General features: G+C 70.6%; 20 protein-coding genes and 1 riboswitch. Of the genes, 4 read left to right on the forward strand and 16 right to left on the reverse strand.

Going from position 1 to position 22,632, the window contains the following annotated elements; all coding sequences use genetic code 11:
• Nucleotides 1–16: 16 nt before the first annotated feature.
• Nucleotides 17–1,210 carry a glycine C-acetyltransferase gene (locus OHT51_RS06280; RefSeq protein ID WP_328877888.1) on the reverse strand — a complete coding sequence of 398 codons (1,194 nt, stop codon included), beginning with the start codon at nucleotides 1,208–1,210 and terminating at the stop codon, nucleotides 17–19.
• Nucleotides 1,211–1,248: 38 nt separating this feature from the next.
• Nucleotides 1,249–2,277 (reverse strand): L-threonine 3-dehydrogenase, encoded by a 1,029-nt coding sequence (tdh, locus tag OHT51_RS06285; RefSeq protein ID WP_328877889.1) that lies wholly within the window; start codon nucleotides 2,275–2,277, stop codon nucleotides 1,249–1,251.
• 270 nt (nucleotides 2,278–2,547) lie between these two features.
• Between tdh and OHT51_RS06290 the strand changes: the two genes are divergently transcribed.
• Nucleotides 2,548–3,153 carry a GOLPH3/VPS74 family protein gene (locus tag OHT51_RS06290; RefSeq protein WP_328877890.1) on the forward strand — a complete coding sequence of 202 codons (606 nt, stop codon included), beginning with the start codon at nucleotides 2,548–2,550 and terminating at the stop codon, nucleotides 3,151–3,153.
• Nucleotides 3,154–3,177: 24 nt separating this feature from the next.
• On the opposite strand, the gene OHT51_RS06295 is transcribed toward OHT51_RS06290, so the two are convergent.
• From OHT51_RS06295 to OHT51_RS06320, 6 genes are all read right to left on the reverse strand, one after another.
• Nucleotides 3,178–3,756 (reverse strand): GAF domain-containing protein, encoded by a 579-nt coding sequence (locus OHT51_RS06295; protein WP_328877891.1) that lies wholly within the window; start codon nucleotides 3,754–3,756, stop codon nucleotides 3,178–3,180.
• Nucleotides 3,757–3,817: 61 nt separating this feature from the next.
• Entirely contained in the window at nucleotides 3,818–4,417 is a 600-nt protein-coding gene (locus OHT51_RS06300; RefSeq protein WP_328420849.1) for a GTP-binding protein, read from the reverse strand.
• Entirely contained in the window at nucleotides 4,395–4,766 is a 372-nt protein-coding gene (locus tag OHT51_RS06305) for a DUF742 domain-containing protein (protein ID WP_328430358.1), read from the reverse strand. The genes OHT51_RS06300 and OHT51_RS06305 overlap by 23 nt, the downstream gene beginning before the upstream one ends.
• Nucleotides 4,767–4,768: 2 nt before the next feature.
• Nucleotides 4,769–5,203: a roadblock/LC7 domain-containing protein gene (locus OHT51_RS06310; protein WP_328877892.1), complete on the reverse strand. Its 435-nt coding sequence runs from the start codon at nucleotides 5,201–5,203 to the stop codon at nucleotides 4,769–4,771.
• Between the two features lie 92 nt (nucleotides 5,204–5,295).
• A complete protein-coding gene (locus OHT51_RS06315; protein WP_328877893.1) occupies nucleotides 5,296–7,521 on the reverse strand; it encodes a sensor histidine kinase in 2,226 nt (741 codons plus the stop codon).
• A gap of 632 nt (nucleotides 7,522–8,153) precedes the next feature.
• Nucleotides 8,154–9,410 (reverse strand): MBL fold metallo-hydrolase, encoded by a 1,257-nt coding sequence (locus OHT51_RS06320; protein WP_328877894.1) that lies wholly within the window; start codon nucleotides 9,408–9,410, stop codon nucleotides 8,154–8,156.
• Between the two features lie 195 nt (nucleotides 9,411–9,605).
• Here OHT51_RS06320 and OHT51_RS06325 point away from each other — a divergent pair, with 195 nt between their 5' ends.
• Nucleotides 9,606–10,784, forward strand: a complete 1,179-nt coding sequence (locus OHT51_RS06325; RefSeq protein WP_328877895.1) for a Glu/Leu/Phe/Val dehydrogenase dimerization domain-containing protein — start codon at nucleotides 9,606–9,608, stop codon at nucleotides 10,782–10,784.
• A gap of 69 nt (nucleotides 10,785–10,853) precedes the next feature.
• Nucleotides 10,854–11,474 (forward strand): TetR/AcrR family transcriptional regulator, encoded by a 621-nt coding sequence (locus OHT51_RS06330; protein ID WP_328877896.1) that lies wholly within the window; start codon nucleotides 10,854–10,856, stop codon nucleotides 11,472–11,474.
• Nucleotides 11,475–11,570: 96 nt separating this feature from the next.
• Here the strand turns inward: OHT51_RS06330 and OHT51_RS06335 are convergent, their stop codons facing one another.
• The 3 genes from OHT51_RS06335 to OHT51_RS06345 form a co-directional block, all read right to left on the reverse strand.
• Nucleotides 11,571–12,356, reverse strand: a complete 786-nt coding sequence (locus OHT51_RS06335) for an SGNH/GDSL hydrolase family protein (protein WP_328884254.1) — start codon at nucleotides 12,354–12,356, stop codon at nucleotides 11,571–11,573.
• A 263-nt stretch (nucleotides 12,357–12,619) separates the two neighbouring features.
• On the reverse strand, nucleotides 12,620–13,570 hold the full coding sequence (locus OHT51_RS06340) for a M23 family metallopeptidase (protein ID WP_328877897.1): 951 nt from the start codon (nucleotides 13,568–13,570) through the stop codon (nucleotides 12,620–12,622).
• A gap of 4 nt (nucleotides 13,571–13,574) precedes the next feature.
• Nucleotides 13,575–13,732, reverse strand: a riboswitch (cyclic di-AMP (ydaO/yuaA leader).
• A gap of 307 nt (nucleotides 13,733–14,039) precedes the next feature.
• The gene (locus OHT51_RS06345) at nucleotides 14,040–16,109 is read right to left on the reverse strand and encodes an alpha-galactosidase (RefSeq protein ID WP_328877898.1); all 2,070 of its coding nucleotides are present in this window, start codon (nucleotides 16,107–16,109) and stop codon (nucleotides 14,040–14,042) included.
• Nucleotides 16,110–16,299: 190 nt separating this feature from the next.
• On the opposite strand from OHT51_RS06345, the gene OHT51_RS06350 reads away from it, so the two are divergent.
• On the forward strand, nucleotides 16,300–17,097 hold the full coding sequence (locus OHT51_RS06350; RefSeq protein WP_328877899.1) for a tyrosine-protein phosphatase: 798 nt from the start codon (nucleotides 16,300–16,302) through the stop codon (nucleotides 17,095–17,097).
• 86 nt (nucleotides 17,098–17,183) lie between these two features.
• On the opposite strand, the gene OHT51_RS06355 is transcribed toward OHT51_RS06350, so the two are convergent.
• The 5 genes from OHT51_RS06355 to ispG form a co-directional block, all read right to left on the reverse strand.
• Nucleotides 17,184–17,306, reverse strand: coding sequence for a DUF6126 family protein (locus OHT51_RS06355; RefSeq protein ID WP_328877900.1), 123 nt, complete (start codon nucleotides 17,304–17,306; stop codon nucleotides 17,184–17,186).
• Nucleotides 17,303–17,965, reverse strand: a complete 663-nt coding sequence (locus OHT51_RS06360; protein WP_328877901.1) for a helix-turn-helix domain-containing protein — start codon at nucleotides 17,963–17,965, stop codon at nucleotides 17,303–17,305. Before OHT51_RS06360 ends, OHT51_RS06355 begins: the two co-directional genes overlap by 4 nt.
• A gap of 77 nt (nucleotides 17,966–18,042) precedes the next feature.
• Nucleotides 18,043–19,428 (reverse strand): aspartate aminotransferase family protein, encoded by a 1,386-nt coding sequence (locus tag OHT51_RS06365; protein ID WP_328877902.1) that lies wholly within the window; start codon nucleotides 19,426–19,428, stop codon nucleotides 18,043–18,045.
• The gene (gene dxs / locus OHT51_RS06370; protein ID WP_328877903.1) at nucleotides 19,425–21,425 is read right to left on the reverse strand and encodes a 1-deoxy-D-xylulose-5-phosphate synthase; all 2,001 of its coding nucleotides are present in this window, start codon (nucleotides 21,423–21,425) and stop codon (nucleotides 19,425–19,427) included. The genes OHT51_RS06365 and dxs overlap by 4 nt, the downstream gene beginning before the upstream one ends.
• 31 nt (nucleotides 21,426–21,456) lie before the next feature.
• Entirely contained in the window at nucleotides 21,457–22,632 is a 1,176-nt protein-coding gene (ispG, locus tag OHT51_RS06375; RefSeq protein WP_328877904.1) for a flavodoxin-dependent (E)-4-hydroxy-3-methylbut-2-enyl-diphosphate synthase, read from the reverse strand.

The following is a 22,632-nucleotide window of genomic DNA, read 5'->3' on the forward strand; positions in this document are numbered from 1 at the left end:
CGGAGTGGGCCGGACGTCAGCCTTCCAGTTCCGCCCGGGCGGCGACGAAGGCGTCCACGGCACGGTTGACGTCGTCCGTCGAGTGCGCGGCGGACAGCTGGACGCGGATGCGGGCCTGTCCCTGGGGCACGACCGGGTACGAGAAGCCGATCACGTACACGCGGCGTTCCAGCAGCAGCTCGGCCAGCCGGCCGGCCTTGGACGCGTCGCCGATCATCACGGGCGCGATGGCGTGGTCGCCGGGGAGGATCTCGAAGCCCTCCTCCGTCATCCGGCGCCGGAACAGCGCCGTGTTCTCGGTGAGCCGGACGCGCAGGTCGTCCGCGGACTCCAGCAGGTCGAGGACCTTGAGGGAGGCCGCCGCGATCACGGGGGCCAGGGTGTTGGAGAAGAGGTACGGGCGTGAGCGCTGGCGCAGCAGGGCGACGATCTCGGCGCGGGCCGCGACGTAGCCGCCGGACGCGCCGCCGAGGGCCTTGCCGAGGGTGCCGGTGATGATGTCGACGCGGTCCATGACGCCGTGCAGCTCGGGCGTGCCGCGGCCACCGGGGCCGACGAAGCCGACCGCGTGCGAGTCGTCGACCATGACCATCGCGTCGTAGCGGTCAGCGAGGTCGCAGATCTCGCGCAGCGGTGCCACATAGCCGTCCATGGAGAAGACGCCGTCGGTGACGATCAGCCGGCGCCGGGCGTCCGACGCGTCCTTCAACTGCCGCTCGAGGTCGGCCAGATCGCGGTTGGCGTACCGGAAGCGGCGGGCCTTGGACAGCCGGATGCCGTCGATGATCGACGCGTGGTTGAGGGCGTCGGAGATCACCGCGTCCTCCGGGCCGAGGATCGTCTCGAACACGCCGCCGTTGGCGTCGAAGCAGGAGGAGTACAGGATCGTGTCCTCCTGGCCGAGGAACGCGGAGAGCCGTGCCTCCAGTTCCTTGTGCACCTCCTGCGTGCCGCAGATGAAGCGCACCGACGCCATGCCGTAGCCCCAGCGGTCGAGGGCCTCGTGGGCGGCCGCGATCACCTCGGGGTGGTCGGCGAGGCCGAGGTAGTTGTTGGCGCAGAAGTTGAGGACCTCGCCGGGACGGCCGCCCGCGGCGACGTTCACGGTCGCGGACTGCGGGGTGTCGATGACGCGCTCGGGCTTGTGCAGGCCGGCGGCGCGGATCTCGTCGAGGGTGGCGCGCAGGTCGTCGCGCACGGAGTCGAACATGGGGAAAGCTCTCCTAAAATGCCGTCGCCGAAAGGGAGTTACGAGGTCCAGTCGAGGATGACCTTGCCGCCGCGGCCGCTCGCCGCGTCGGCGAACGCCGCCTCGAAGTCGCGATAGCCGTACCGGCCGGTGATCACGGGGGCCAGGTCGAGGCCGCCCTCCAGCAGAACGGACATGGCGTACCAGGTCTCGAACATCTCACGGCCGTAGATGCCCTTGATGGTGATCATCGAGGTGACGATGCGGGCCCAGTCGACCGGGAACTCCTGCGCGGGCAGGCCGAGCATGGCGATACGGCCGCCGTGCGTCATGTTGGCGATCATGTCGCGCATGGCCTCGGGCCGGCCGGACATCTCCAGGCCGATGTCGAAGCCCTCGCGCAGCCCGAGTTCGCGCTGTCCGTCGGCGATGCTCTCCTGCGCCACGTTCAGCGCGAGACTCACGCCCACCTTGCGGGCCAGCTCCAGCCGTTCCTCGCTCACGTCGGTGATCACGACATTGCGCGCACCCGCGTGCCGGGCCACGGCCGCCGCCATCAGGCCGATGGGGCCCGCACCGGTGATCAGGACGTCCTCACCGACCAGCGGGAACGACAGCGCGGTGTGCACGGCGTTGCCGAACGGGTCGAAGATCGCGGCCACGTCGAGGTCGACGGGTGCGCGGTGCACCCACACGTTGGTGGCGGGCAGGGCGACGTACTCGGCGAAGGCACCGTCGCGCCCGACGCCGAGGCCGACCGTGGCACGACACAGATGGCGGCGGCCGGCCAGGCAGTTGCGGCACTTGCCGCACACCAGATGGCCCTCACCGCTGACCCGGTCGCCGATGGCGATGTCGGTGACGTCACGGCCGGTCTCCACGACCTCGCCGACGAACTCGTGCCCGAGCACGAGCGGGGTGCGGATCGCCTGCTGCGCCCAGCCGTCCCAGGACCGGATGTGCAGATCGGTGCCGCAGATGCCGGTGCGCAGCACCTTGATCAGTACGTCGCCCGGTCCGACGGCCGGCTCCGGGACGTCCGCGAGCCACAGCCCGGGCTCCGCCTTCTCCTTGACCAGCGCCTTCACGCAACGGCTCCTGACGGTGAGTCCCGGTCTCGGACATGCCGACGGCACCCGCGGCCGGGGAAGGGGGTGGAATCGCCTAGCAATCTGCCGTACGGCGGCGCCACGGTCCATCGAGGATTTCTTAAGCAGCGTCACAGCTTTCCTTCACACCCGCCACTCGCGCCCCCTGACGCCCTCCGGGCGGTGACAATCGAGGTAGTGCCCCGGACCGCCGTCGCGGCCGGTCCCGGTGCTCACGCCCGTACTCGGCCGACTGACCTGGAGTCGCTCATGAACACCGCACGTGACCTCGCGATCGTCGCGCTGGACATGGCATCCGACCACCCCGTGGGGCAGGGCGAACTGTCGCTCGCGCTCGCGGCGGCCGAAGTGTTCGACCTCCTCGATGCCGGGGCTCTCGTCCTCGACGACGAACGCATCACGCCGAGCGCACAGGCCCCGACGGGCGACCGGCTGCTGGACGAGGCCGCCTCGTCACTCGTACGGCAGGAGCCGTACGAGTCGGTCGAGGACTGGCTGTGGCGCCGGGGGCGCGGACTGTCCTCGGCCTATGGCGCGGAACTGGAGAGCATGGGGCTCACGGCCCGGCCGCGGGGCCACCGGATCTCGCTGCGGGCCGGGCGATCGGTGCCGGTCGACTCGGCGGCCCGGCAGCAGGCCGAGGAGCGCTGGGCGTCGGGCGATCCCGTCCTCGCGGCCCTGGCTGCCGCCGCCGGGGTGCACGAGATGCCGGACGACGCCGCTGACGACCTCACCGACGAGACGGTCACGACCGTGCTGGCCGCCGTCGGCAACGCGGTCGTGGAGCTGGAGGCCGTACGGCAGCGGCGGGCGATCGAGGACGCCGCGTTCGACAACGTGTGGCGGGGTTTCTAGCCGCCGCTCCCGGACCTGGAGCAGTCACAGCAGCGGGAGCCCGTCGGCCTCCCGCCGCTCCAGCCGGGTGACCAGGTCCGCCGCCGACGCCTTGATGGTGTCCAGTCCGGCTCTCCCCCAGGGCCGCGGCTCCACGTCGACGACGCACACCGTACCGATCACCATCCCCGCGCCGTCGATGAGCGGGGCGCCCAGATAGGAGCGGATGCCGAACTCGTCCACGATCGGGTTCCCGGCGAATCGCGGGTAGTCGCGGACGTCCTCCAGGACCAGCGCCTTGCGTCGGACGACCACATGGGGGCAGAACCCATGGTCGCGCTCCATATGGCGGCCCAGCTGGGGCTTGCTCTCGTCGGCGCGGGCGAGGTTCAGGGCATGCCGCACATGCAGGCCGGCGAAGAACTGACGGTTCTCGCCGAGGAAGTTGACCATGGCGTACGGCGCCCCGGTGTGCTCGGCCAGATGGTCCGCGAAGACGTCAAGGGCCGGATCGGGGTGTTCCCCCAGGCCCATGCGAAGCAGCCGCTGCGCGCGGGCGGGGGCCTCCTTGTCCTCGGGGGTGAGCAGCAGGCGAGCGACCGGATGGGGTGGGCCGTAGCTCATGGGCGGATTCCGTCGCTGTGGGCGTACGTCATATGCGGCTCCGTGCTGGTGTGTGCGGCTGTCACATGTGGGCGCCGTGGCTCGGCGCGGGTGCCGGCGCGTGAGCGATGAGGTGCCGGACCAGGGTCAGCAGGGTCTGGACACCGGAGCTGGAGATCCGGGCGTCGCAACGGACGACGGGGACCTGCGGGTCGAGGTCGATCGCGGCTCGGACCTCCTCCGGGTCGTAACGGTAGCCGCCGTCGAACTCGTTGATCGCGACGATGAATCCGAGGCCCCGCTGTTCGAAGAAGTCGACGGCGGCAAAGCATTCCTCCAGTCGCCGGGTGTCGGCGAGGATGACCGCGCCGAGCGCACCCTCGGAGAGTTCGTCCCACATGAACCAGAACCGCTCCTGTCCGGGCGTGCCGAAGAGATACAGGACGTGTTCCGGATCGAGCGTGATGCGGCCGAAGTCCATGGCCACCGTCGTCTCGACCTTGTTCTCGATCCCTTCAAGGCTGTCGGTCGCGGCGCTGACCGTGGTGAGCAGCTCCTCCGTGCTGAGCGGCGCGATCTCGCTCACCGCGCCGACGAAGGTCGTCTTCCCTACCCCGAACCCTCCCGCCACCAAGATCTTCAGCGCGGTGGGGAAGGGGTCAGAGCTGTCGTCGTAGTCCATCGAGCACTGCCTCCAGAAGGGCCCGGTCAGTCGGGTTGTGGTGGAACTCGGGGGGCTTGGTGGTGACCGCCCCGCAGTCGACGAGGTCCGACAGCAGCACCTTGGTGACCACCGCCGGCAGCTTCAGATGGGCGGCGACCTCGGCGACCGACACCGGGCCGCGGCACAGGTCGAGCGCCTGCTCGTGCTCGGGGCCGAGGTAGCCGAGGGGGGTCGCCCCGGTGGCCATGACCTGCGACATGAGGTCGAGCGCGATGGTGGGCCGGGTACGGCCGTTGCTGACGGTGAAAGGGCGCACCAGCCGTCCGGCCGCGTCGTCGAGCCAGGGCCCGTCACCGGCCGCCGTCACGTTCAAGGCCTCAACGCCGAGGGTTCGACGGAGTGCTGCCGGGGAGCGGTGACCAGGTAGGGGCGGACGCTCTTGACGAGCATCGCCATCTCGTAGCCCAGCACGGCCGCGTCGGCCTCGCGGCCGGCCAGCACGGCGAGACAGGTGCCGGAGCCGGCCGTGGTCACGAAGAGCAGGGTCGAGTCGAGCTCGACGACGACCTGGCGCACCTCTCCGCCGTCACCGAAGCGGACGCCGGCGCTACGGCCGAGGGAGTACAGGCCGGACGCGAGGGCGGCCATGTGGTCCGCGCTGTCCGGGTCCAGGCCGTGAACCGACTTCACGAGCCCGTCGCAGGAGAGGAGGACCGCACTGGTGGTGTGCGGTACGCGCTGCACGAGGCCGCTCATCAGCCAGTCGAGATCGGACACATGGGCGGTCTGCGCTTCGCTCGCCATGATGGATCGACTCCTTGAGGTACGAAGGTCAGCGGGAGCGCTGGGGGTGGGGGTGGACTTCCAGGCGGACGTCGAACTGGTCATGAACGTGGTCATCCGGCTGGTGCGCTCCCGTCGTGCCAGGGGGTGTGGTCGGCGCCGGGCGCGGACCCGGGCTGCCTCTCGGTGGTGTGGGCCGGGTCCATGGGCGATACATCCATGGAGGGACGGGGGGTCATGGGTGTCATGTCTGCGTGCAGTCCATCCAGGCCCGGCGGGCGCAGGTGTGTGGACTGCGGGCGCCCCGCGTCGAGACTCGTGGGCTCCAGGTGGATCGGCACCGGACGCACGGACTCAAGGCGGGTGGGCTCGGGGGACGTGTGAGCCCCGGTTGTGGGGTCCGGGTCGGACGACGTCGTGTCGGAGGCCTGGTGCGGCGAGGGGGTGTAGGCGGCAGTGGTGCCCTGCGTGGCGGCGGTATGGGCCGACTCCATGTGCGGCGCCTCCACGTGTGCCGACTCCACGTGTGCCGACTCCATGTGGGCCGACTCCATGTGCTGCTGCGTCTCCGCGAGCCCGACCCCCCGTTGGAAGGCCGCCATCAGCCCCGGGTCGTGTCCGGCGAGTTGGTCGGACTCCTGGCGCGGTGTGGGGCCGTCACGCAGTTGCGGGGCGATGTGTTCCTGGGCGCGGCGTCGGGGCAGTTGGGGCTTGCCCATGGTGCCGCGGACGGGTCCGGTGCGGGGGGCCAGAGGCACGGCCGCGTTCTCCTCGACGCGGCCACGTTCGTCGGGCCTGATGCCGGGCAGGGCCTCCGCGGGGTTGGCCCGCTCCTCATGGGTGCCGCGTACGGGCAGGGGGGCCGGCCCGGTGCCGTTCGTTCCGGAGGCCGCGCCCATCCCGTCGGCGTGCGGCTGCTGCCGACGCGGAGCGCCCGTCGACGCCTCGGCCGCACCTCGCTGCCCGCCCTCCGACGCGGCCGACGCATGCTGCCCATACCGCTGCGGTGGCACCGGCGGCTCTGGCGGACGCGGCTGCTGCGGGCGTGCCGGCGACGGGGCATGCGGCGGTACGGCTGTGCCCGCCACTCCCTGCGGCTCCGGCGCCCGCTCCGCGACTCCGCGAGCCCCCGGTTCCGCCCCCAACAACCCCTGCGGCACGACGAGTACGGCCTGGACACCGCCGTAGATGTTGGTCTGCAGGCGCACATGGATGCCGTGCCGCTTGGCGAGCTGCGAGACGACGAACAGCCCGATGCGGCCGTCCGCCAGCAGGCTGGCGACGTTGACCTGGTCGGGGTCGGCGAGCAGGGCGTTCATCCGGTTCTGCTCGCCGACCGGCATGCCGAGCCCGCGGTCCTCGACCTCGACGGCCAGCCCCGAGGTCACGAGGTTGGCGCGGAGCAGCACTTGGGTGTGCGGGGCGGAGAACACCGTGGCGTTCTCGACCAGTTCGGCCAGCAGATGGATGACGTCGGCGACGGCGTGCCCGCGCAGGGTGCCGTCGATCGGCGGCACGAGCTTGACCCGCGAGTACTGCTCCACCTCGGCGATGGCGGAGCGCAGCACCTCGGTCATGGAGACCGGGTTGCTCCACTGCCGGCGGGAGACGGCTCCGCCGAGCACGGCGAGGTTCTCGGCGTGGCGGCGGATGCGGGTGGCGAGGTGGTCCACGTGGAAGAGGCCCTTGAGCAGATCGGGGTCCTCGATCTCGTTCTCCAGCTCGTCGAGGATGGAGATCTCGCGGTGCACGAGGGACTGAAGACGCCGGGCGAGGTTGACGAAGACCTCGAGCTTCTGTTCGCTGCCCGCCTGGCTGGAGAGCTGGGAGGCCTGGACGACGGCGGTGACGGCCCCGTCCTGGGCGCGGGCCAGATCGGCGGCGAGCAGTTCGAAGTCGTCGGCGCCGTCGGGCGGTCCGCTGCGCTGCCTGCGCTTCGGCGGTGCCTCGCCACGCCGCAGGGTCTCGACGAGGGCCCGCAGATCGGCCTCGCCGCGCGCGCTCCTGCGGCGCAGTGCGCCGATGCGGTCGTTCACGGACCTGGCGGTGCGGTTGGCGGCCACCGCGGCGATCAGGATGCCCGCCAGGGTCACCGAGACCGCTCCGGCGAGCACGCCCCACAGGGTGAGGCTCGGTCTTACTCCGGTGGACCGCACGACGAACAGCACGGCCGCGAGGGCGCTGAGGGTCACCGCGACCGGCGGAAGCACGGCCAGACGCAGCAGTTGGGGCCGTATGTGGGTCTCGGGCAGCGCGGTTGCGGTGCGGGCGGCCGGGCGCCCGTGCCGCCCGCCCTCACGGCGGTCAGCGCGTGCGGCCGGGGCGCGGAGATGAGACATCGGGGTCCTCGTACTGGTCCGTCGGTCGGGGCCTGGGATGCGCGCGGTCTGCGCGGCCCGGGGCGTGCGCCATCGCGATGTCGGTCGACAGAACCGACGAATTCGGCTCCGCGTCGCCCGACGGACACTGACAGTAGTCGCCTCCGCATCAAGTGCGGTGGGCAGTTGACAAAGTCACGCAGGCAGCGTCCCGCTCTGGTATGAGGTCTCGTACGACAGACCGATAACCGGCCCCACCGTTCGCCCACAAGCGGATACCGAACGATCGGACCTGGTCAGAAGTGGTCACGCTGAAAAGCCGGGCTGCGGGGCACTCCGTACGCCGCACGCCGCGCCGACATCCGATTCCCACGCCCTTGCCCGCGCCCGGCCCCCCTGGCCGGGACGATTCAGCACCCCGCGCGCCCGCCCGTCCACCCCCCAAAGCGTCACGGGCAGTAGCGGCGCGCAAAGCTCCGGGGGCGCCCCACCGCACTCACGCACGCCCCGCGCGAACCGTCCCGCAAGAGCGCACGGAGCCATTGACCGCCCGCGCCGTCTCACCAGACGCCACTGCAGCGCCCCGCACCGTGGCGGGCGCTTCAGAGCGGCAGGCGCTGCGACAGGGCGGCCGGCCTTGGACAGAAGCCGCGCTAGACGACCGCCGCCCCGTCCGACCCTGACGCGACCGCCGCCCCGTCCGACCCCGACGCGACCGCCGCCCCGTCCGACCCCGACGCGACCGCCGCCCCGTCCGGCCCTGACGCGACCGGCGGCCACGTCGGCCATCCCTCGGAGGGCGTCTCGGCCACCTCGCGCCACCACGGAGTCAGGGGCGGCATCGAGGCCGGTTCGAACGGCTCGCCACAGCGCGGCGCCGCCATCGTGACCCCGGCCTTGTGCGTGGCCCGCATCGTCCACTCCCCCGGCTCCGCCCATGCGTGCGGCGCCAGGTTGAAGGTGCCCCAGTGGATCGGCAGCATGACGCCCACGGTCGGGTCCCCGCCCTGAAGGTCGAGGTGGGCGCGGACGCCCTCGTCCGGCGTCATGTGGATGTCGGGCCAGAAGTCCGAGTAGGCGCCGATCTGGATCATCGTCGCGTCGAACGGGCCGTGCTCGGCGCCGATGTCCGTGAAGCCGTCGAAGTAGCCGGTGTCCCCGCTGTGGTAGATCCGGTGCTCGTCCGAGGCGACGACCCAGGACGCCCAGAGCGTGTGCTGCGTGTTGCGCAGCCCCCGGCCGCAGAAGTGGCGTGCGGGGGTGGCCGTCAGGCTGAGTCCGCCGACCTTGGTCGTCTCGTGCCAGTCAAGCTCACGCACCCGGTCGGCCGAGACGCCCCAGTGTTCGAGGTGGGCGCCGACGCCGAGCGGTACGGCGAAGAGCGTGTCCGTGCCGACCAGTGCCTTGATCGTGGGCAGGTCGAGGTGGTCGTAGTGGTCGTGGGAGATGACGACGACGTCGACAGGGCCGAGCTGGGCGAGCGGCAGTGGCACGGGGTGCAGCCGCTTGGGCCCGGCGAAGGGGAAGGGGGAGCAGCGCTCGCCCCACACGGGGTCGAAGAGCACCCGGTGGCCGTCGATCTCCGCGAGGACGCTGGAGTGCCCCATCCAGGTCAGGCGCAGCCCGTCGACGGGCGGTTTGGCCAGGTCGGCATAGGTGGTGGCGTGCACCGGCACCGTACCCTTGGGGACGCGGTGGGGCCGGGTGTCCCGGTCGAAGAAGACCTTGGCGAACTCCACCATCGAACCGGACGGTCTGGTCCGGGCGGCGCCCCCGGGGTTCTGGAAGACCCCGTCCCGGAAGTGCGGTGATCTGCGGATGCGCGCCATGCGCTCACCGCTCGGGTCCACCCCGAAGGCCTCGGGCCGCAGGGCACGCAGCCCGGAGCTCGGGAAACGGAAACCGGCCACGGTACCTCCAGGTGGAGTCGGTGAGAAATTCCATTATGGTCGGCCCCTCCGACAACCCCGGACGCCCCCGTCCCTAATCCCGGTCGCCCCACATTGACATGTCCTCACCCATCCTCGGATACTGACCCATCGTTCAGTAGCCGCGCGCGGCACGCGGCCCTCGCTCGCCCTCCCCTCCCCCACCCCGGAGACCTCATGACCACGCCCTTGCTGTCGCTCACCTGGACCGACCACGTCACCGGCCGCCAGGGCTTCCTGGTCATCGACCGGCTGGTGCGCGGCGTGTCCAGCGGCGGGCTGCGCATGCGGCCGGGCTGCACGCTCGACGAGGTCACCGGGCTCGCCCGCGGCATGAGCATGAAGGAAGCCCTGCACTACGACCCCGAGGCCCGGTACATCCCCCTGGGCGGCGCCAAGGGCGGCATCGACTGCGATCCGCGCGATCCGGAGGCGTACGGGGTTCTGGTGCGCTATCTGCGGACCATGCGGCCCTACATCGAGAACCTCTGGACCACGGGCGAGGACCTCGGGCTCTCCCAGGACGTGGTGGACCGGGCGGCCGCCGAGGCGGGGCTCGTGTCGTCCGTCCAGGCCGTGTATCCGCTGCTCGGCGACGAGACCGGAGCCCGTACGCGGCTCGCGGACGCGTTCGCGGTCGAGGTGGACGGCATCGGGCTCGACGAGCTGGTCGGCGGCTGCGGAGTCGCCGAGGCGGTGCTCACCGCCCTGGACCGGGCCGGTGTGCCGTACTGGAGGACGCGCGCGGCCGTGCAGGGGCTCGGGACCATGGGCGGGGCCACTGCGCGCTTCCTCACGCGCGCGGGGCTCACCGTCGTGGCCGTCGCCGACATCAAGGGCACGATCGCCAACCCGGCGGGCCTCGACATCGAGGCACTGCTGGCGGCACGGGACGCGTACGGCACGGTCGACCGCGCGGCGCTGCGGCCCGGCGACCGCGAACTGCCGGGCGACGCCTGGCTGTCGGCCGAGACGGAGGTGCTGGTCCCGGCAGCCGTCTCCTATGTGATCGACGCCGCCAACCAGGGGCGGATCACCGCTCGCTGGATCGCCGAGGCGGCCAACATGCCCGTACGGCCGGAGGCGGAGGAGCTGCTGGCCGCGCGGGGCGTCACCGTGTTGCCGGACGTCGTGGTCAACTCGGCCACGAACGCCTGGTGGTGGTGGACGCTGTTCGGCGACGTCGGCCCGGACGCGGACGAGGCGTTCGCCCACACGCGGCGTTCGATGCGCGCCCTGACCGACCTCACCCTGGCCCGCGCGGAGGCCGACGGGACGACACCTCGGGCCGCCGCGCACGCCATCGCTGAGGACCGGTTGCCGGTGATCGCCGAGCGGTTCGGCCAACTCCGGTGACGGCCAACGCCGGGGCCCGACTCGACCGCGGCCCGGGAGCTGCCGGCGGCAAGGCTTTAGGGTGGCCGGGTGGCAAGAGTGCGGTTGAGCGTGGCGGAGCGGCGTGAGGAGTTGCTGCGTGCCGCCGTGGAGCAGATAGAGGCGCGGGGCGTGGCGGCGGTCAGGATCGCCGACGTGGCCGCGGCGCTCGGGGTGAGCAACGCGCTGGTGCTCTATCACTTCGCCACGAAGGAGAAGCTGGTCGCCGCCGCGTTCACGCACGCGGCCCAGGACGACCTGGCCCGTCTGCGACGGGTCCTCGGACGTCGTACGACGGCGCTGCGCCGGCTGCGGGCGGCCGTGCGCTGGTACGCGCCGACCGGCCAGGCCAAGGGCTGGCGACTGTGGATCGAGGGCTGGGCGGCGGCGCTGCGCGAACCCGCGCTGCAGGAGGTCACGCGGGACCTCGACCGGCAGTGGAAGGCGGCCCTCGCCGAGGTCATCGCGGAGGGTGTGGCCGCGGACGAGTTCCGCTGCCCGGACCCGATGGGCGCGGCCCTGCGCCTGACGGCCCTCCTCGACGGGCTCGCCGTGCAGATGACGTCGTACCGCGGCGCGGTCTCACGCGCGCGTGCCCAGGAGTGGGTGGACGAGGCGCTCGCCCGGGAACTGGGGCTGGCGCGGGAGGCGTTGACGGCGTCGTCACGCTGACGCCGGCGTAGGTGTGGGCCGTACCGATCACACGTCGGTACGGCCCACCCCTGCCCGTCACCCGCGAACCGCATACGGGTCGCTTGCGAACCGCTCTCAAGCCACCGATTCGATCCGCATCTTGATGTCGTCCGGGGAAAGCGCGCCCTTGGCCGTGACATGGTCCCCCGACGACTCGCCCCGCAGGCGCCGCCCGATCCAGGGCACCAGGTACTCGCGGGCCCACTGGACGTCGTCGCGGCGGATGTCGAGCGTGCCGCGGGGCGGGAGCGGCGGCCAGGGCTGGTCCGGGTCCGCCGGGACCTCCAGGCCGAGTACCTGGCCCGCGCGGAGCGCCACACGCGTGTGCCCCTCGGGAGACAGGTGGAGCCGGTCGTGGTCCCAGGCCCGGCGGTCCTGAACGGTCTTCAGGGACCACAGGTCGAGCACCGGACAGCCGTACCGGTCGGCAATGGCCCGCACATGACCGTTGTACGTGGCGATCTTGCCGCGCAGATGCCTCAGCACGGGCACGCCACGGGTGTCGAAACCGGTCGTGACCATGACCGTGCCGACCTCGGAGGTGAGCCGGGCGATCGCCCGCTCGAAGCGCTCGGCGACCTCGTCGGGGTCGGTGCCGGGCCGGATGATGTCGTTGCCGCCCGCGCAGAACGAGACCAGGTCCGGGGCCAGTTCGACGGCCTTCGGAAGCTGGTCCTCGACTACCTGGTCGAGCAGTTTGCCGCGCACGGCGAGGTTCGTGTAGTTGAAGTCGCCCTCGGGTCGTCGGTCCGCGAGCAGGACCGCGAACCGGTCGGCCCAACCGACGAACGCCCCGTCGGGGCCGGTGTCGCCGACGCCCTCGGTGAAGCTGTCCCCCACCGCAACGTACGACCCGATCACTGATCTGCTGTCACTCTTCGAATCGTCTGCCACATCGGCCCATGATTCACCTTCGAATGTGACCTACGCGACCGTAGGACGGGGTTGACGAGCGGTGAGATAAGCCACTCCTAAAGTGTTCACCAAACGTGGAATAACCCTTTGATGAGGGGTGTTGTGGGCGCAACCGCCATACAGCCGTGTGCGCGCAGACCGAAGGCCGGACCCGGGGATCTGGGTCCGGCCTTCGGCAGCGTGTCAGGCAGGTGGTTCCGCGGCGGGCGTCAGCCGATGGAGACGCCCTTCGAGCGGAGGTAGGCGACCGGGTCCAGGTCCGAGCCGTAGTCCGGGGTGGTGCGGATCTCGAAGTGGAGGTGCGGGCCGGTGACGTTCCCGGTCGCGCCGGAGAGCCCGATCTGCTGGCCCCCCGTCACGGACTGGCCGCTGGAGACGGACAGCGAGGACAGGTGGGCGTACTGGGCGTAGTGGCCGTCGGCGAGCTGGATGACGACCTGGTTGCCGTACGCGCCGCCCCAGCCGGCCGAGACGACGGTGCCCGCACCGACGGCCTTCAGGGGGGTGCCGGTGGGGGCGGAGAAGTCGACACCGGTGTGGTAGCCGCTGGACCACATGCTGCCCGCCACCTTGTAGGCGGTGCCGAGGGTGGCGCCGTCGAGGGGGGCGGAGAAGCCGCTGGAGGCGCCGGCGTTCTCGGCGCTCTGCGCGGTCGTGGTGGTCTTCGACGCGGCGGACTTGGACGCCGAGGACTTCGAGGCGGTCGTGTCCGAGGACGACTTCGAAGGTGCGGAGGAGGAAGACGAGGGCGCGGACGAAGACTTGGGGGCGCTCTCGGCCTGCTTGCCGCCGATGGTGAGCTTCAGACCGGGGTGGATCAGCGCCGGGTCCGCGCCGACGGCCTCACGGTTGTCGGCGTAGAGCTTCTTCCAGCCACCGCTGACGTTCTGGTCGTCGGCGATCTTCGCAAGGTAGTCGCCGACCTGGACCGAATAGGTCCGCGCGTCCGCCTTCTTGTCGGTGGCCTTCTTCTCGGACTTCTTCTCGGCGGCCGGAGCGGACTGAACGGCCTTTTCCGAAACGGGCTGAGAGGGAGCGGCGTGGGCGCCGGTGGCCCCGATGAGCGGGAGAGCGAGAGCGGCGCCACCGGTTCCGGCGACGGCGATGGTGCGGGTGAAGCGCAGGGACTTCGGGCGGCGATGCTTACCCTTCGCGGGCATGGCGAATTCCTCTCCGGCGCCTGCGAGGTGAGCTGTCGGGTGCGGGCTGGAGATGCCCGGTCGCGTCGGGACGCGACTTGACCCCAAGCCGTTCCGGAGACCGGAACAGGCGGTTGTACCTGTGGGTCCCCCGCTCCTGCCGGGTACCGGTGAGTTAGCGCGGGATCCGGTCGGCGGCAGGATTAGGCGTCCGTCCGGATTGGTGTGGAACGTAAGCGAGAAAGACGCACGGGAACAAGTGAGGGGTTCCGTCCGAATGCGTTCCTGTTGATCCCTTGTGGGAATTACCGGTCACACTCCGTGAATTATGGGGACGTCGCCGGACTCAAAACCCCTCGAAAAGCATGTGAATTACGTGAACATGACGAGCGACGCACGGTCACGAATATGACGCTCCTCACGTGACACTTCTCCAGCTCCCTTTACTCCAGAGCGAGTTGGAATGAAGGCGCCAATTCGGACAGAACCCCTAGATACGACGCAGTCGGATAACCGTCGCATCAAGGTCGCCCCGCAAGCCGGTGCGAAGTCCGTGATGCACCAATACAGCCCCTCGGTGAACTTCGCCCGTTTCAAGGCATTCGTACGATGCTGTCGGGTCGAGGGCGCGCAGCCGCAGCGCCGGGGCGGGTTCGCCGTAGCTCTGGGCCTGGAGCCAGGCCAGGACGACCGTCTCGTCACCTAGCACGTACTGCACCGCACTCAGCCCGCCCTTCGGAGGCCGCAGCCGATACAGGTCGCCGCGCTGCACCAGGGGCCGGATCTCCTTGTAGAGCGTCACCCACTCCCGCGCCTCGGCGAGCTCCTCCTCGGTCCACCGGGTGAGGTCGCCGCCCACCCCGAGCACGCCGGCCATGGCGCTCACGAACCGGAAGCGCAGGGAGGCGGCCCGGTGGTTGAGCATGGCGTTCGGGCTGTCGGTCACCCAGGCGGCCATGGCCCTCGCCGGGTGGATCTGACTGAAGCCGTGCTGGATCGCGAGCCGGTCCAGAGGGTCGGTGTTGTCCGAGGTCCACACCTGGTCGGTACGGCTGAGCACGCCCAGGTCGATCCGTCCGCCGCCACCCGAGCAGGACTCGAAGGCGACGCCGGGGTGAGCGGCGCGCAGCCGGTCCAGCAGGCCGTACAAGGCGCGCACATGGTCGACCCACAGGCGCTGCGGGTATGCCTCACCGGGCCAGCCGGCGTCGGTGAAGCAGCGGTTGAAGTCCCACTTCACATAGTCGATCGGGGCACTGGAGAGGAGCCCGTCGAGCTGTTCCCAGAGGTAATCCTGGACGTCGTCGCGCGCGAGATTCAGTACGAGTTGATTACGGAGTTCCGTCCGCTTTCGTCCCGTTTGATGCTGAACCCATTCGGGATGGGCGCGATACAACTCACTGTCCGGATTGACCATTTCTGGTTCGACCCAGATGCCGAACTGCATGCCGAGTGCGTGCACATACTCGGCGAGCGGCTTGAGCCCGGACGGGAAGCGGTCGGGGTTGGGGGTCCAGTCGCCGAGCCCGGCGCGGTCGCTGGTGCGCTTCCCGAACCAGCCGTCGTCGACTACGAACAGCTCGACGCCGATGGCCGCGGCCCGCCGCGCGAGCAGGCTCTGCTGCTCCTCGGAGATGTCGAACTCCGTCGCTTCCCAGGAGTTGAACAGCACCGGCCGGTCCTGGTCCGCGTGCGGGATCACGAACGCGCGCTGGTACGCGTGCCAGGCGCGGCTGGCCCCGCCGAAGCCGCCGTCGCTCCACAGGCCGGCGAAGACGGGCGTCGTGAAGGACTCCCCCGCCGCGAGGCGCAGCAAGCCGGAGTCGTCGTATCCGGCACCGCCGGTGATCTGCACGCGCGCGTCGGGGAGTTGTGCCACGGTGATGCGCCAGGATCCCGACCAGCCGAGAGCGCAGCCGTAGACCTCGCCGCGCTCCTCGGTGGCGTCCGTGTCGAGCGCGACCCAGGGCAGATGCTGGTGCCCGGTGTGTCCGCGGCGGCTGCCGATGACCTTCTCACCGTAGGTGAGGGGACCCTGCGCAAGCCGGGACTCGGCACCCCAGCGGCCGTGCAGCTGGGACAACCGCCAGTCCTCCCGGTCGGGCAGCGTCCAGGCGGCCGAGTCGGCGCGCAGCAGCTCCAGGACGGGCCCCTGGTTGTCCAGGGTGACCCAGCGCTCCACGACGTCTGCGCGCATCCGGTAGTGCAGAGTGACGTCCAGCCCGCCGTCACGAAAGCGCAACCGCAGCTCGTCGCCCTCGGTCTCGTACCGCTCGAAACCCCACTCGGTGCCACGCCGCTCGTCGGTGCGCACGGACAGGGCGGGCCGTACGAAGCGGGGGCCGCCCTCAACCGGGTACTCCTCGCGGCCGTCGAGCGGGGACTCGAATGGCCAGTACTCCGGCAGCGGGCGCACAGCGAGGGCCTCGGCGTCGGCGAGGGCGATGCGTGGCCCCCAGTGGAGGTGCAGGAGCTCCTCGGCGTCCGTCAGATGGACGGCGTAACTGCTGGTCGGCCCGGAGAGGAGCCACGTACGGCCGTTGTCGGAGATCTCCAGCATCAAGCCCTCACAGATCTAAAACAGATACGAACAGGTGCCACCAAGTACCAACATCATCAAGGTTCGAGCGGCCCCGGGGCAACGCCTGTGGACAACTCATTGGCCCAGGAAGTCATGTCGTATCGTCGACAGCGCACCCCGTCGGCCGCATCGCCGAGCCGCGTCGACGGGCCGACTGGGAGGAGCCCCCGTGACGCAGCAGATCCCGTCGACCGAGCCCGAGCTGGCCGGAGTTCGCAACTTTCGCGATGTGGGCGGACTGCCGACGGTGGACGGACGGCGGGTGCGACACGGGGTCCTGTTCCGCAGCGGCCACCTCGCGCACGCGACCGAGGACGACGCGGCCTTCCTCGACACCCTGGGGCTGCACACGATCTTCGACTTCCGCAACGCGGCCGACCAGAAGCTGGAAGGCGCCGATGTGGAGCTGCGGGGCGTACGCAATGTGAACCTGCCGCTGTCGGACCCCGCGGACGGCGCCGAATTCTGGAAGATGGTCCGGGACGGCAACCTGGACCAGCTCCGCGAGATCCTGGCCGACGGCAAGGGCGCCGACCGGATGATCGCCTCCTACCGCATGATCATCAAGGAGCGCACCGCCGAGCACTCCCAGGTGCTGCACGCACTCGCTGAGGACAGTGTCCCCGCCCTGATGCACTGCGCGGCCGGCAAGGACCGCGCCGGCCTGTCCATCGCCGTGACGCTGCTCGCCCTCGGCGTCGAGCGCGAGGCGATCGTCGCCGACTATCTGGAGTCCAACGCCAAGCACCGCCGCTACAAGGTGCGCCGCAGCGGCAGCGACGCCGCGGCCTACTCGCCGGAGGTCATGGAGCTGCTCAGCCCACTGTTCGACGCGCGGGCCGAGTATCTGACGGCGGCCTTCGAGACGATCGACGAGGTGTGGGGCGGCGTCGACACCTACCTGGAGCAGGGCCTCGGGCTCACCCCGGAGACCCGGGAGCGGCTGCGGGAGCGTCTGCTCGACTGACGCCGGGCGGCCGGCGGCGCACGCCCTGTGCGAACACGCCGCGCGGCCTCCGACCCGGCTGCTGCTGGCTGGCTACTGCTGCCCGGCTACTGCCGCGCGCCCATCTCGAAGAGCAGGTAGATGAACGCCGCGAAGACGTGCCCCACCGCGATGTAGATGATGAGCCGCACCCACAGGGCTCGCGGGAACTTCTCCTCCATGTCGCTCATGGCATCTCTCCAGGGGTGGGGCCCAGGCACAGCGTGGCCGTGGGGCTCTGCAGCAGGGTGTGGACGAACAGGAGCTCGACCCCGTCCTGGTCGAGGGCGGCGATCCGGTGCGGGGTGAGCGAGTCGAAGTGCGCGCTGTCGCCGGGCGCGAGCCGGTGCGTGGCGTCCCCGAGGCGCAGCCGCAGCCGCCCCTTGAGGACGTGCAGCCACTCCTCGCCGGGATGCACGCGCACGATGTCGCCCTGCGAGCCGTACGGCACGTGGACGCGCAGGGCCTGCATCCCACGCCCTGACGCGCCCGCCTGCCAGTACGTCCAGCCGCCGGCCGCGGTCGGCTCCATGTCGGCGGCACGCACCACGGCGTCCCGGTCGGCGACCGTCTCGCCGAGCAGCTCGGAGACGGTCGTACCGTAGATGCGTGCGAGCGCGAGCAGCATCGGCAGCGAGGGCTGACGCTGCCCGGTCTCCAGGCGGGACAGGTGCGCGGGCGACAGGCCGGCCGAGCGGGACGCGGCCTCCAGTGTGAGGGAGGCACGGCGGCGCAGCGCGCGGAGCTGGGGCGCGACGGCCGGCAGGGCATCGACCAGCCCGGTCGCATCAGCCTCGGCGCCGGCCCCGGGGTCGGGCTCTGGCTGTGGCTCGGTCTCGGGAGAGCTCATGCTCTCCATTCGGCCCGAGAATTGCCTCTGCGGCAAATTTCTTGCCTCAGAGGCAAAAGCGCACGGGGTCCGGGATGTCAGCGGTTGGCGACCGCCTGCTTGATCAGGGTCTTGCCGAAGTCCCACATCAGCCCGCCCCCGCTGTGGGCATCATCCATCACGTCCGTGAAGGCGTCGACGAACCGGTCCACCTCGCGCTCGCCGATGATGAGCGGCGGGATCAGCTTGATCACCTCCAGGTGGTCCCCGGAGACCTGGGTGAGGATCCGGTGCCGCCGCAGCAGCGGTACGACGACCATCTGCGCGAACAGGCCCTTGCGCGCGGCCTGCAGCATGGTCCAGCGGCTCCGCAGCTTCAGCGAGTCGGGCCTGCCGAACTCGATGCCGATCATCAGGCCCCGCCCGCGGACGTCGGCGAGCAGTTCGTACTTGTCGGTCAGTGCCGCGAGCCGGGACCTCAGCTGCTCCCCGGTCGCCCGCGCATTCGCGACGATCTGCTCGTCCTCGATGACGGACAGCACGGCGAGCCCGGCGGCCATGGCCTGTGCGTTGGACCCGAAGCTCGCCGAGTGGACCAGCACGCGGTCCATGGACGAGTACACCTTCTTGAAGATCCAGTCCTTGCCGAGGGTGGCGCCCACCGGCACATATCCGCCGGAGAGCGCCTTGGCCACGCACACCAGGTCCGGCTCGACACCGTCCTCGTGCTGATAGGCGTAGAAGTCGCCGGTCCGGCCGAGCCCCGTCTGCACCTCGTCGGCGATGAGCAGTGCCTTGTGCTGGTGCAGCAGCTCCTGGGCGGCCCGCAGATAGCCCGGCGGGGCCTCGTGCACGCCCTTGCCCTGGATCGGCTCGACGATCAGGGCGGCCACGTCGCCCTTCTTCAACTCCCTTGCCAGGGCGTCGAGATCGCCGAGCGGTACGGCCGTGTCGGGCAGCAGCGGGGCGAAGCCGTCCCGGAACCCGGACTCGCCGTTGACCGACAGCGAGCCGGTGGTCAGCCCGTGGAAGGCGTGGTCGCAGTACAGGATGCGCGGCTTGCCGGTGACGAACCGCGCGAACTTCAGCGCGGTCTCCACCGCCTCCGTACCGCTGTTGCCGAAGAACACCCGGTCCAGATGCGGGCTGTGTGCGAGCAGCTTCTCGGCCAGCAGCCCGGGCAGCGGCTGGCAGTCGAACCGGGTCAGGTCGGCGAGCTGGGCGTCGAGGACGTCGTGCAGCGCCTTGCGGACGACGGGGTGGTGGCGCCCCAGGCCCATCACCCCGAACCCGGCGAGCATGTCCAGGTGGTCGTCGCCGTCCGCGTCCCAGAAGTACGCGCCCTCGGCCCGCTCGTACACCTTGTCGAAGCCGATGGTGTGCAGCATGCGCGGGAGCTGGTGGTTGAGGTACTTGGAGTGCAGCTCGTAGCGCTCGGCTCCGCGCTCGGCGAGGAGGTGGCCAAGGTCGAACTCCGTGGTCATTCGGCTTTCTCCTTGACTGCTTTCCCCTTGGCTGCCTTCTTCTTGACCGGTACGACGGCACGACCGTCATCACCGCCGACACCACTCCGATCGCTGCCGGTACGCCGGCCGTGGCCGCCCTCGGCCTCCTTGAGGGCGAGGCTCGCGCTGATCCGTCCGGCGACCTCCACGGGCGTGAGCCCGATGTCGGCGAGCACCTCGCCCCGCTTGGCGTGCGCGAGGAACTGCTCCGGGATGCCGAACCGCCTTACCGGCACGTCGACTTCGGCGTCGCCCAGCGCGAGCGCCACGGCGGAGCCGACTCCGGACGAGCGGCTGTTGTCCTCGACCACGGCCACCAACCGGTGCTCGGCGGCGAGCGGTGCGAGAGCGGGGTCGACCGGCTTGACCCAACGCGGGTCGACGACGGTGCAGTTGATGCCGCGTGCCTGGAGCAGTTCGGCGGCCTGGAGGCACACCGGCGCCATCACTCCGACGGCGACCAGGAGGACCTCCGGCTCGCCCGCGTCCCGGTGCAGCACGTCCAGACCGCCCACCCGGTCGACCGCCGGGATCGACGGTCCGACCGACTCCTTGGGGAACCGCACCAGCGTGGGCGCGTCGTCGACGGCCACCGCCTCCCGCAGCTGTGCCCGCAGCTGGTCGGCGTCGCGCGGTGCGGCGATCCGCAGCCCCGGCACGACCTGGAGGATCGACATGTCCCACATGCCGTTGTGGGACGCCCCGTCGGCGCCCGTGACGCCGGCCCGGTCCAGTACGAAGGTCACCCCGCACCCGTGCAGCGCGACGTCCATCAGCAGCTGGTCGAAGGCACGGTTCAGGAAGGTCGCGTAGACGGCGACGACCGGGTGCAGCCCGCCCGTCGCGAGCCCCGCCGCCGACACGGCCGCGTGCTGCTCGGCGATCCCGACGTCCCAGACCCGGTCCGGGAACCGCTCCGCGAACTTGCCGAGCCCGACGGGATGCAGCATGGCCGCCGTGATCGCCACGACGTCCTCGCGCTCCTCGCCGATCCGCACGATCTCGTCGCCGAACACCGACGTCCAGGACGGTCCGTTGGACGGCGCGAGCGGCTCGCAGGTCAGCGGGTCCATCACCCCGACGGTGTGGAAGTGGTCCTCCTCGTGGGCGAGGGCGGGTTCGTAGCCGCGCCCCTTCTCCGTGAGGCAGTGGATCAGCACGGGCCCGTGGAAGCGCTTGGCCCGCCGCAGCGCGGACTCGACGGCGCCGATGTCATGCCCGTCGATCGGGCCGACGTACTTCAGACCCAGGTCCTCGAACATGCCCTGCGGCGCGAAGGCGTCCTTGAAGCCCTTCTTCGCGCCGTGCAGCGACTCGTAGATCGTGTTGCCCACCAGCGGTGTCCGCAGCAGTACGTCCTTGCCCCAGGCCAGGACCCTCTCGTAGCTGTCGGTCGTGCGCAGGGTGGCCAGGTGGTTGGCAAGGCCTCCGATGGTGGGCGCGTACGAGCGCTCGTTGTCGTTGACGACTATGATCAGGGGCCGGTCCTTGGCGGCCGCGATGTTGTTGAGCGCCTCCCAGGCCATGCCGCCGGTCAGCGCCCCGTCGCCGATCACCGCGACGACGTGCCCCTTCTCACCCTGCACATCGCGCGCCTTGGCGAGGCCGTCGGCCCAGCCGAGCGCGGTGGAGGCGTGGCTGTTCTCGACGATGTCGTGCTCGGACTCCTCGCGTGACGGGTAGCCGGACAGGCCCCCCTTGCCGCGCAGCTTGGAAAAGTCCTGACGACCCGTCAAAAGCTTGTGTACGTAGCTCTGGTGACCGGTGTCCCAGACGATGCGGTCGACCGGCGACTCGAAGACCCGGTGGAGCGCGATGGAGAGTTCCACCACCCCCAGATTGGGCCCGAGATGTCCACCGGTCCTGGCGACCGCGTGCACCAGGAACTCCCTGATCTCGTCGGACAGGTCACCGAGTTCCGCCTCGGACAGCGCCTTCAGGTCACGTGGTCGCCGGATGCTCTCCAGAATCGTCACGCTCGGGCCCCCTCTCGGTCCGTGCCTTGCTTCAGCTCACAGTCACTTCTGGTTTCCCCGTGACGATGGAGGCGCCCGTGGCGTCCCCGTCCCGCTCCATCTGCTCGGCGATCTTCATCGCCTCTTCGATCAAGGTCTCTACGATCCTGGACTCGGGGACGGTCTTGATGACCTCGCCCTTGACGAAGATCTGGCCCTTGCCGTTGCCGGAGGCGACCCCCAGGTCCGCCTCCCGCGCCTCGCCGGGGCCGTTCACCACACACCCCATGACGGCGACCCGCAACGGCACTTCCATGCCCTCCAGGCCAGCCGTGACCTCGTCGGCCAGCTTGTAGACGTCGACCTGCGCACGCCCGCACGACGGGCAGGACACGATCTCCAGGCCGCGCTGCCTGAGGTTCAGGGACTCCAGGATCTGGATGCCCACCTTGACCTCCTCGACCGGCGGGGCCGAGAGGGACACGCGAATGGTGTCGCCGATGCCCTGGGACAGCAGCGCCCCGAAGGCCACGGCCGACTTGATCGTGCCCTGGAACGCCGGGCCCGCCTCCGTCACGCCGAGGTGCAGCGGATAGTCGGACCGCGCGGCGAGCTGCCGGTACGCCTCGACCATCACGACCGGGTCGTTGTGCTTGACCGAGATCTTGATGTCCCGGAAGTCGTGCTCCTCGAAGAGCGACGCCTCCCACAGCGCCGACTCGACCAGGGCCTCCGGCGTCGCCTTGCCGTACTTCTGCAGAAGCCGCCTGTCGAGCGACCCTGCGTTGACGCCGATGCGGATCGGCGTGCCGTGGTCCTTGGCCGCCCGCGCGATCTCCTTGACCTTGTCGTCGAACTGCTTGATGTTGCCGGGATTGACGCGTACGGCCGCACAGCCGGCCTCGATGGCCGCGAACACGTACTTCGGCTGGAAGTGGATGTCCGCGATCACCGGGATCTGGGACTTGCGGGCGATCGTGGCGAGCGCGTCCGCGTCGTCCTGCGTCGGACACGCCACGCGCACGATCTGGCAGCCGGAGGCCGTGAGCTCCGCGATCTGCTGGAGAGTGCCCCCGATGTCCGACGTACGCGTCGTCGTCATCGACTGCACCGACACCGGGGCACCGCCCCCGACCGCCACCGGACCGACCTGGATCTGCCGCGACACACGCCGCTCGGCGATCGGCCGGACCGGTACCTCGGGGACGCCCAAGGAGATGGCGGTCAT

Source organism: Streptomyces sp. NBC_00299, assembly GCF_036173045.1.
Classification (GTDB): Bacteria; Actinomycetota; Actinomycetes; order Streptomycetales; family Streptomycetaceae; genus Streptomyces; species Streptomyces machairae.

Bases quoted from the DNA above. Each gene is read 5' to 3' on its own strand.
- OHT51_RS06365 (WP_328877902.1), bottom strand. From the start codon at position 19,428: ATGACCACGGAGTTCGACCTTGGCCACCTCCTCGCCGAGCGCGGAGCC.
- OHT51_RS06290 (WP_328877890.1), top strand. From the start codon at position 2,548: ATGAACACCGCACGTGACCTCGCGATCGTCGCGCTGGACATGGCATCC.
- OHT51_RS06300 (WP_328420849.1), bottom strand. From the start codon at position 4,417: ATGGACTACGACGACAGCTCTGACCCCTTCCCCACCGCGCTGAAGATC.
- ispG (WP_328877904.1), bottom strand. From the start codon at position 22,632: ATGACCGCCATCTCCTTGGGCGTCCCCGAGGTACCGGTCCGGCCGATC.
- OHT51_RS06325 (WP_328877895.1), top strand. From the start codon at position 9,606: ATGACCACGCCCTTGCTGTCGCTCACCTGGACCGACCACGTCACCGGC.
- OHT51_RS06355 (WP_328877900.1), bottom strand. From the start codon at position 17,306: ATGAGCGACATGGAGGAGAAGTTCCCGCGAGCCCTGTGGGTGCGGCTC.
- OHT51_RS06345 (WP_328877898.1), bottom strand. From the start codon at position 16,109: ATGCTGGAGATCTCCGACAACGGCCGTACGTGGCTCCTCTCCGGGCCG.
- OHT51_RS06310 (WP_328877892.1), bottom strand. From the start codon at position 5,203: ATGGCGAGCGAAGCGCAGACCGCCCATGTGTCCGATCTCGACTGGCTG.
- OHT51_RS06280 (WP_328877888.1), bottom strand. From the start codon at position 1,210: ATGTTCGACTCCGTGCGCGACGACCTGCGCGCCACCCTCGACGAGATC.
- OHT51_RS06315 (WP_328877893.1), bottom strand. From the start codon at position 7,521: ATGTCTCATCTCCGCGCCCCGGCCGCACGCGCTGACCGCCGTGAGGGC.
- OHT51_RS06340 (WP_328877897.1), bottom strand. From the start codon at position 13,570: ATGCCCGCGAAGGGTAAGCATCGCCGCCCGAAGTCCCTGCGCTTCACC.
- OHT51_RS06295 (WP_328877891.1), bottom strand. From the start codon at position 3,756: ATGAGCTACGGCCCACCCCATCCGGTCGCTCGCCTGCTGCTCACCCCC.
- OHT51_RS06360 (WP_328877901.1), bottom strand. From the start codon at position 17,965: ATGAGCTCTCCCGAGACCGAGCCACAGCCAGAGCCCGACCCCGGGGCC.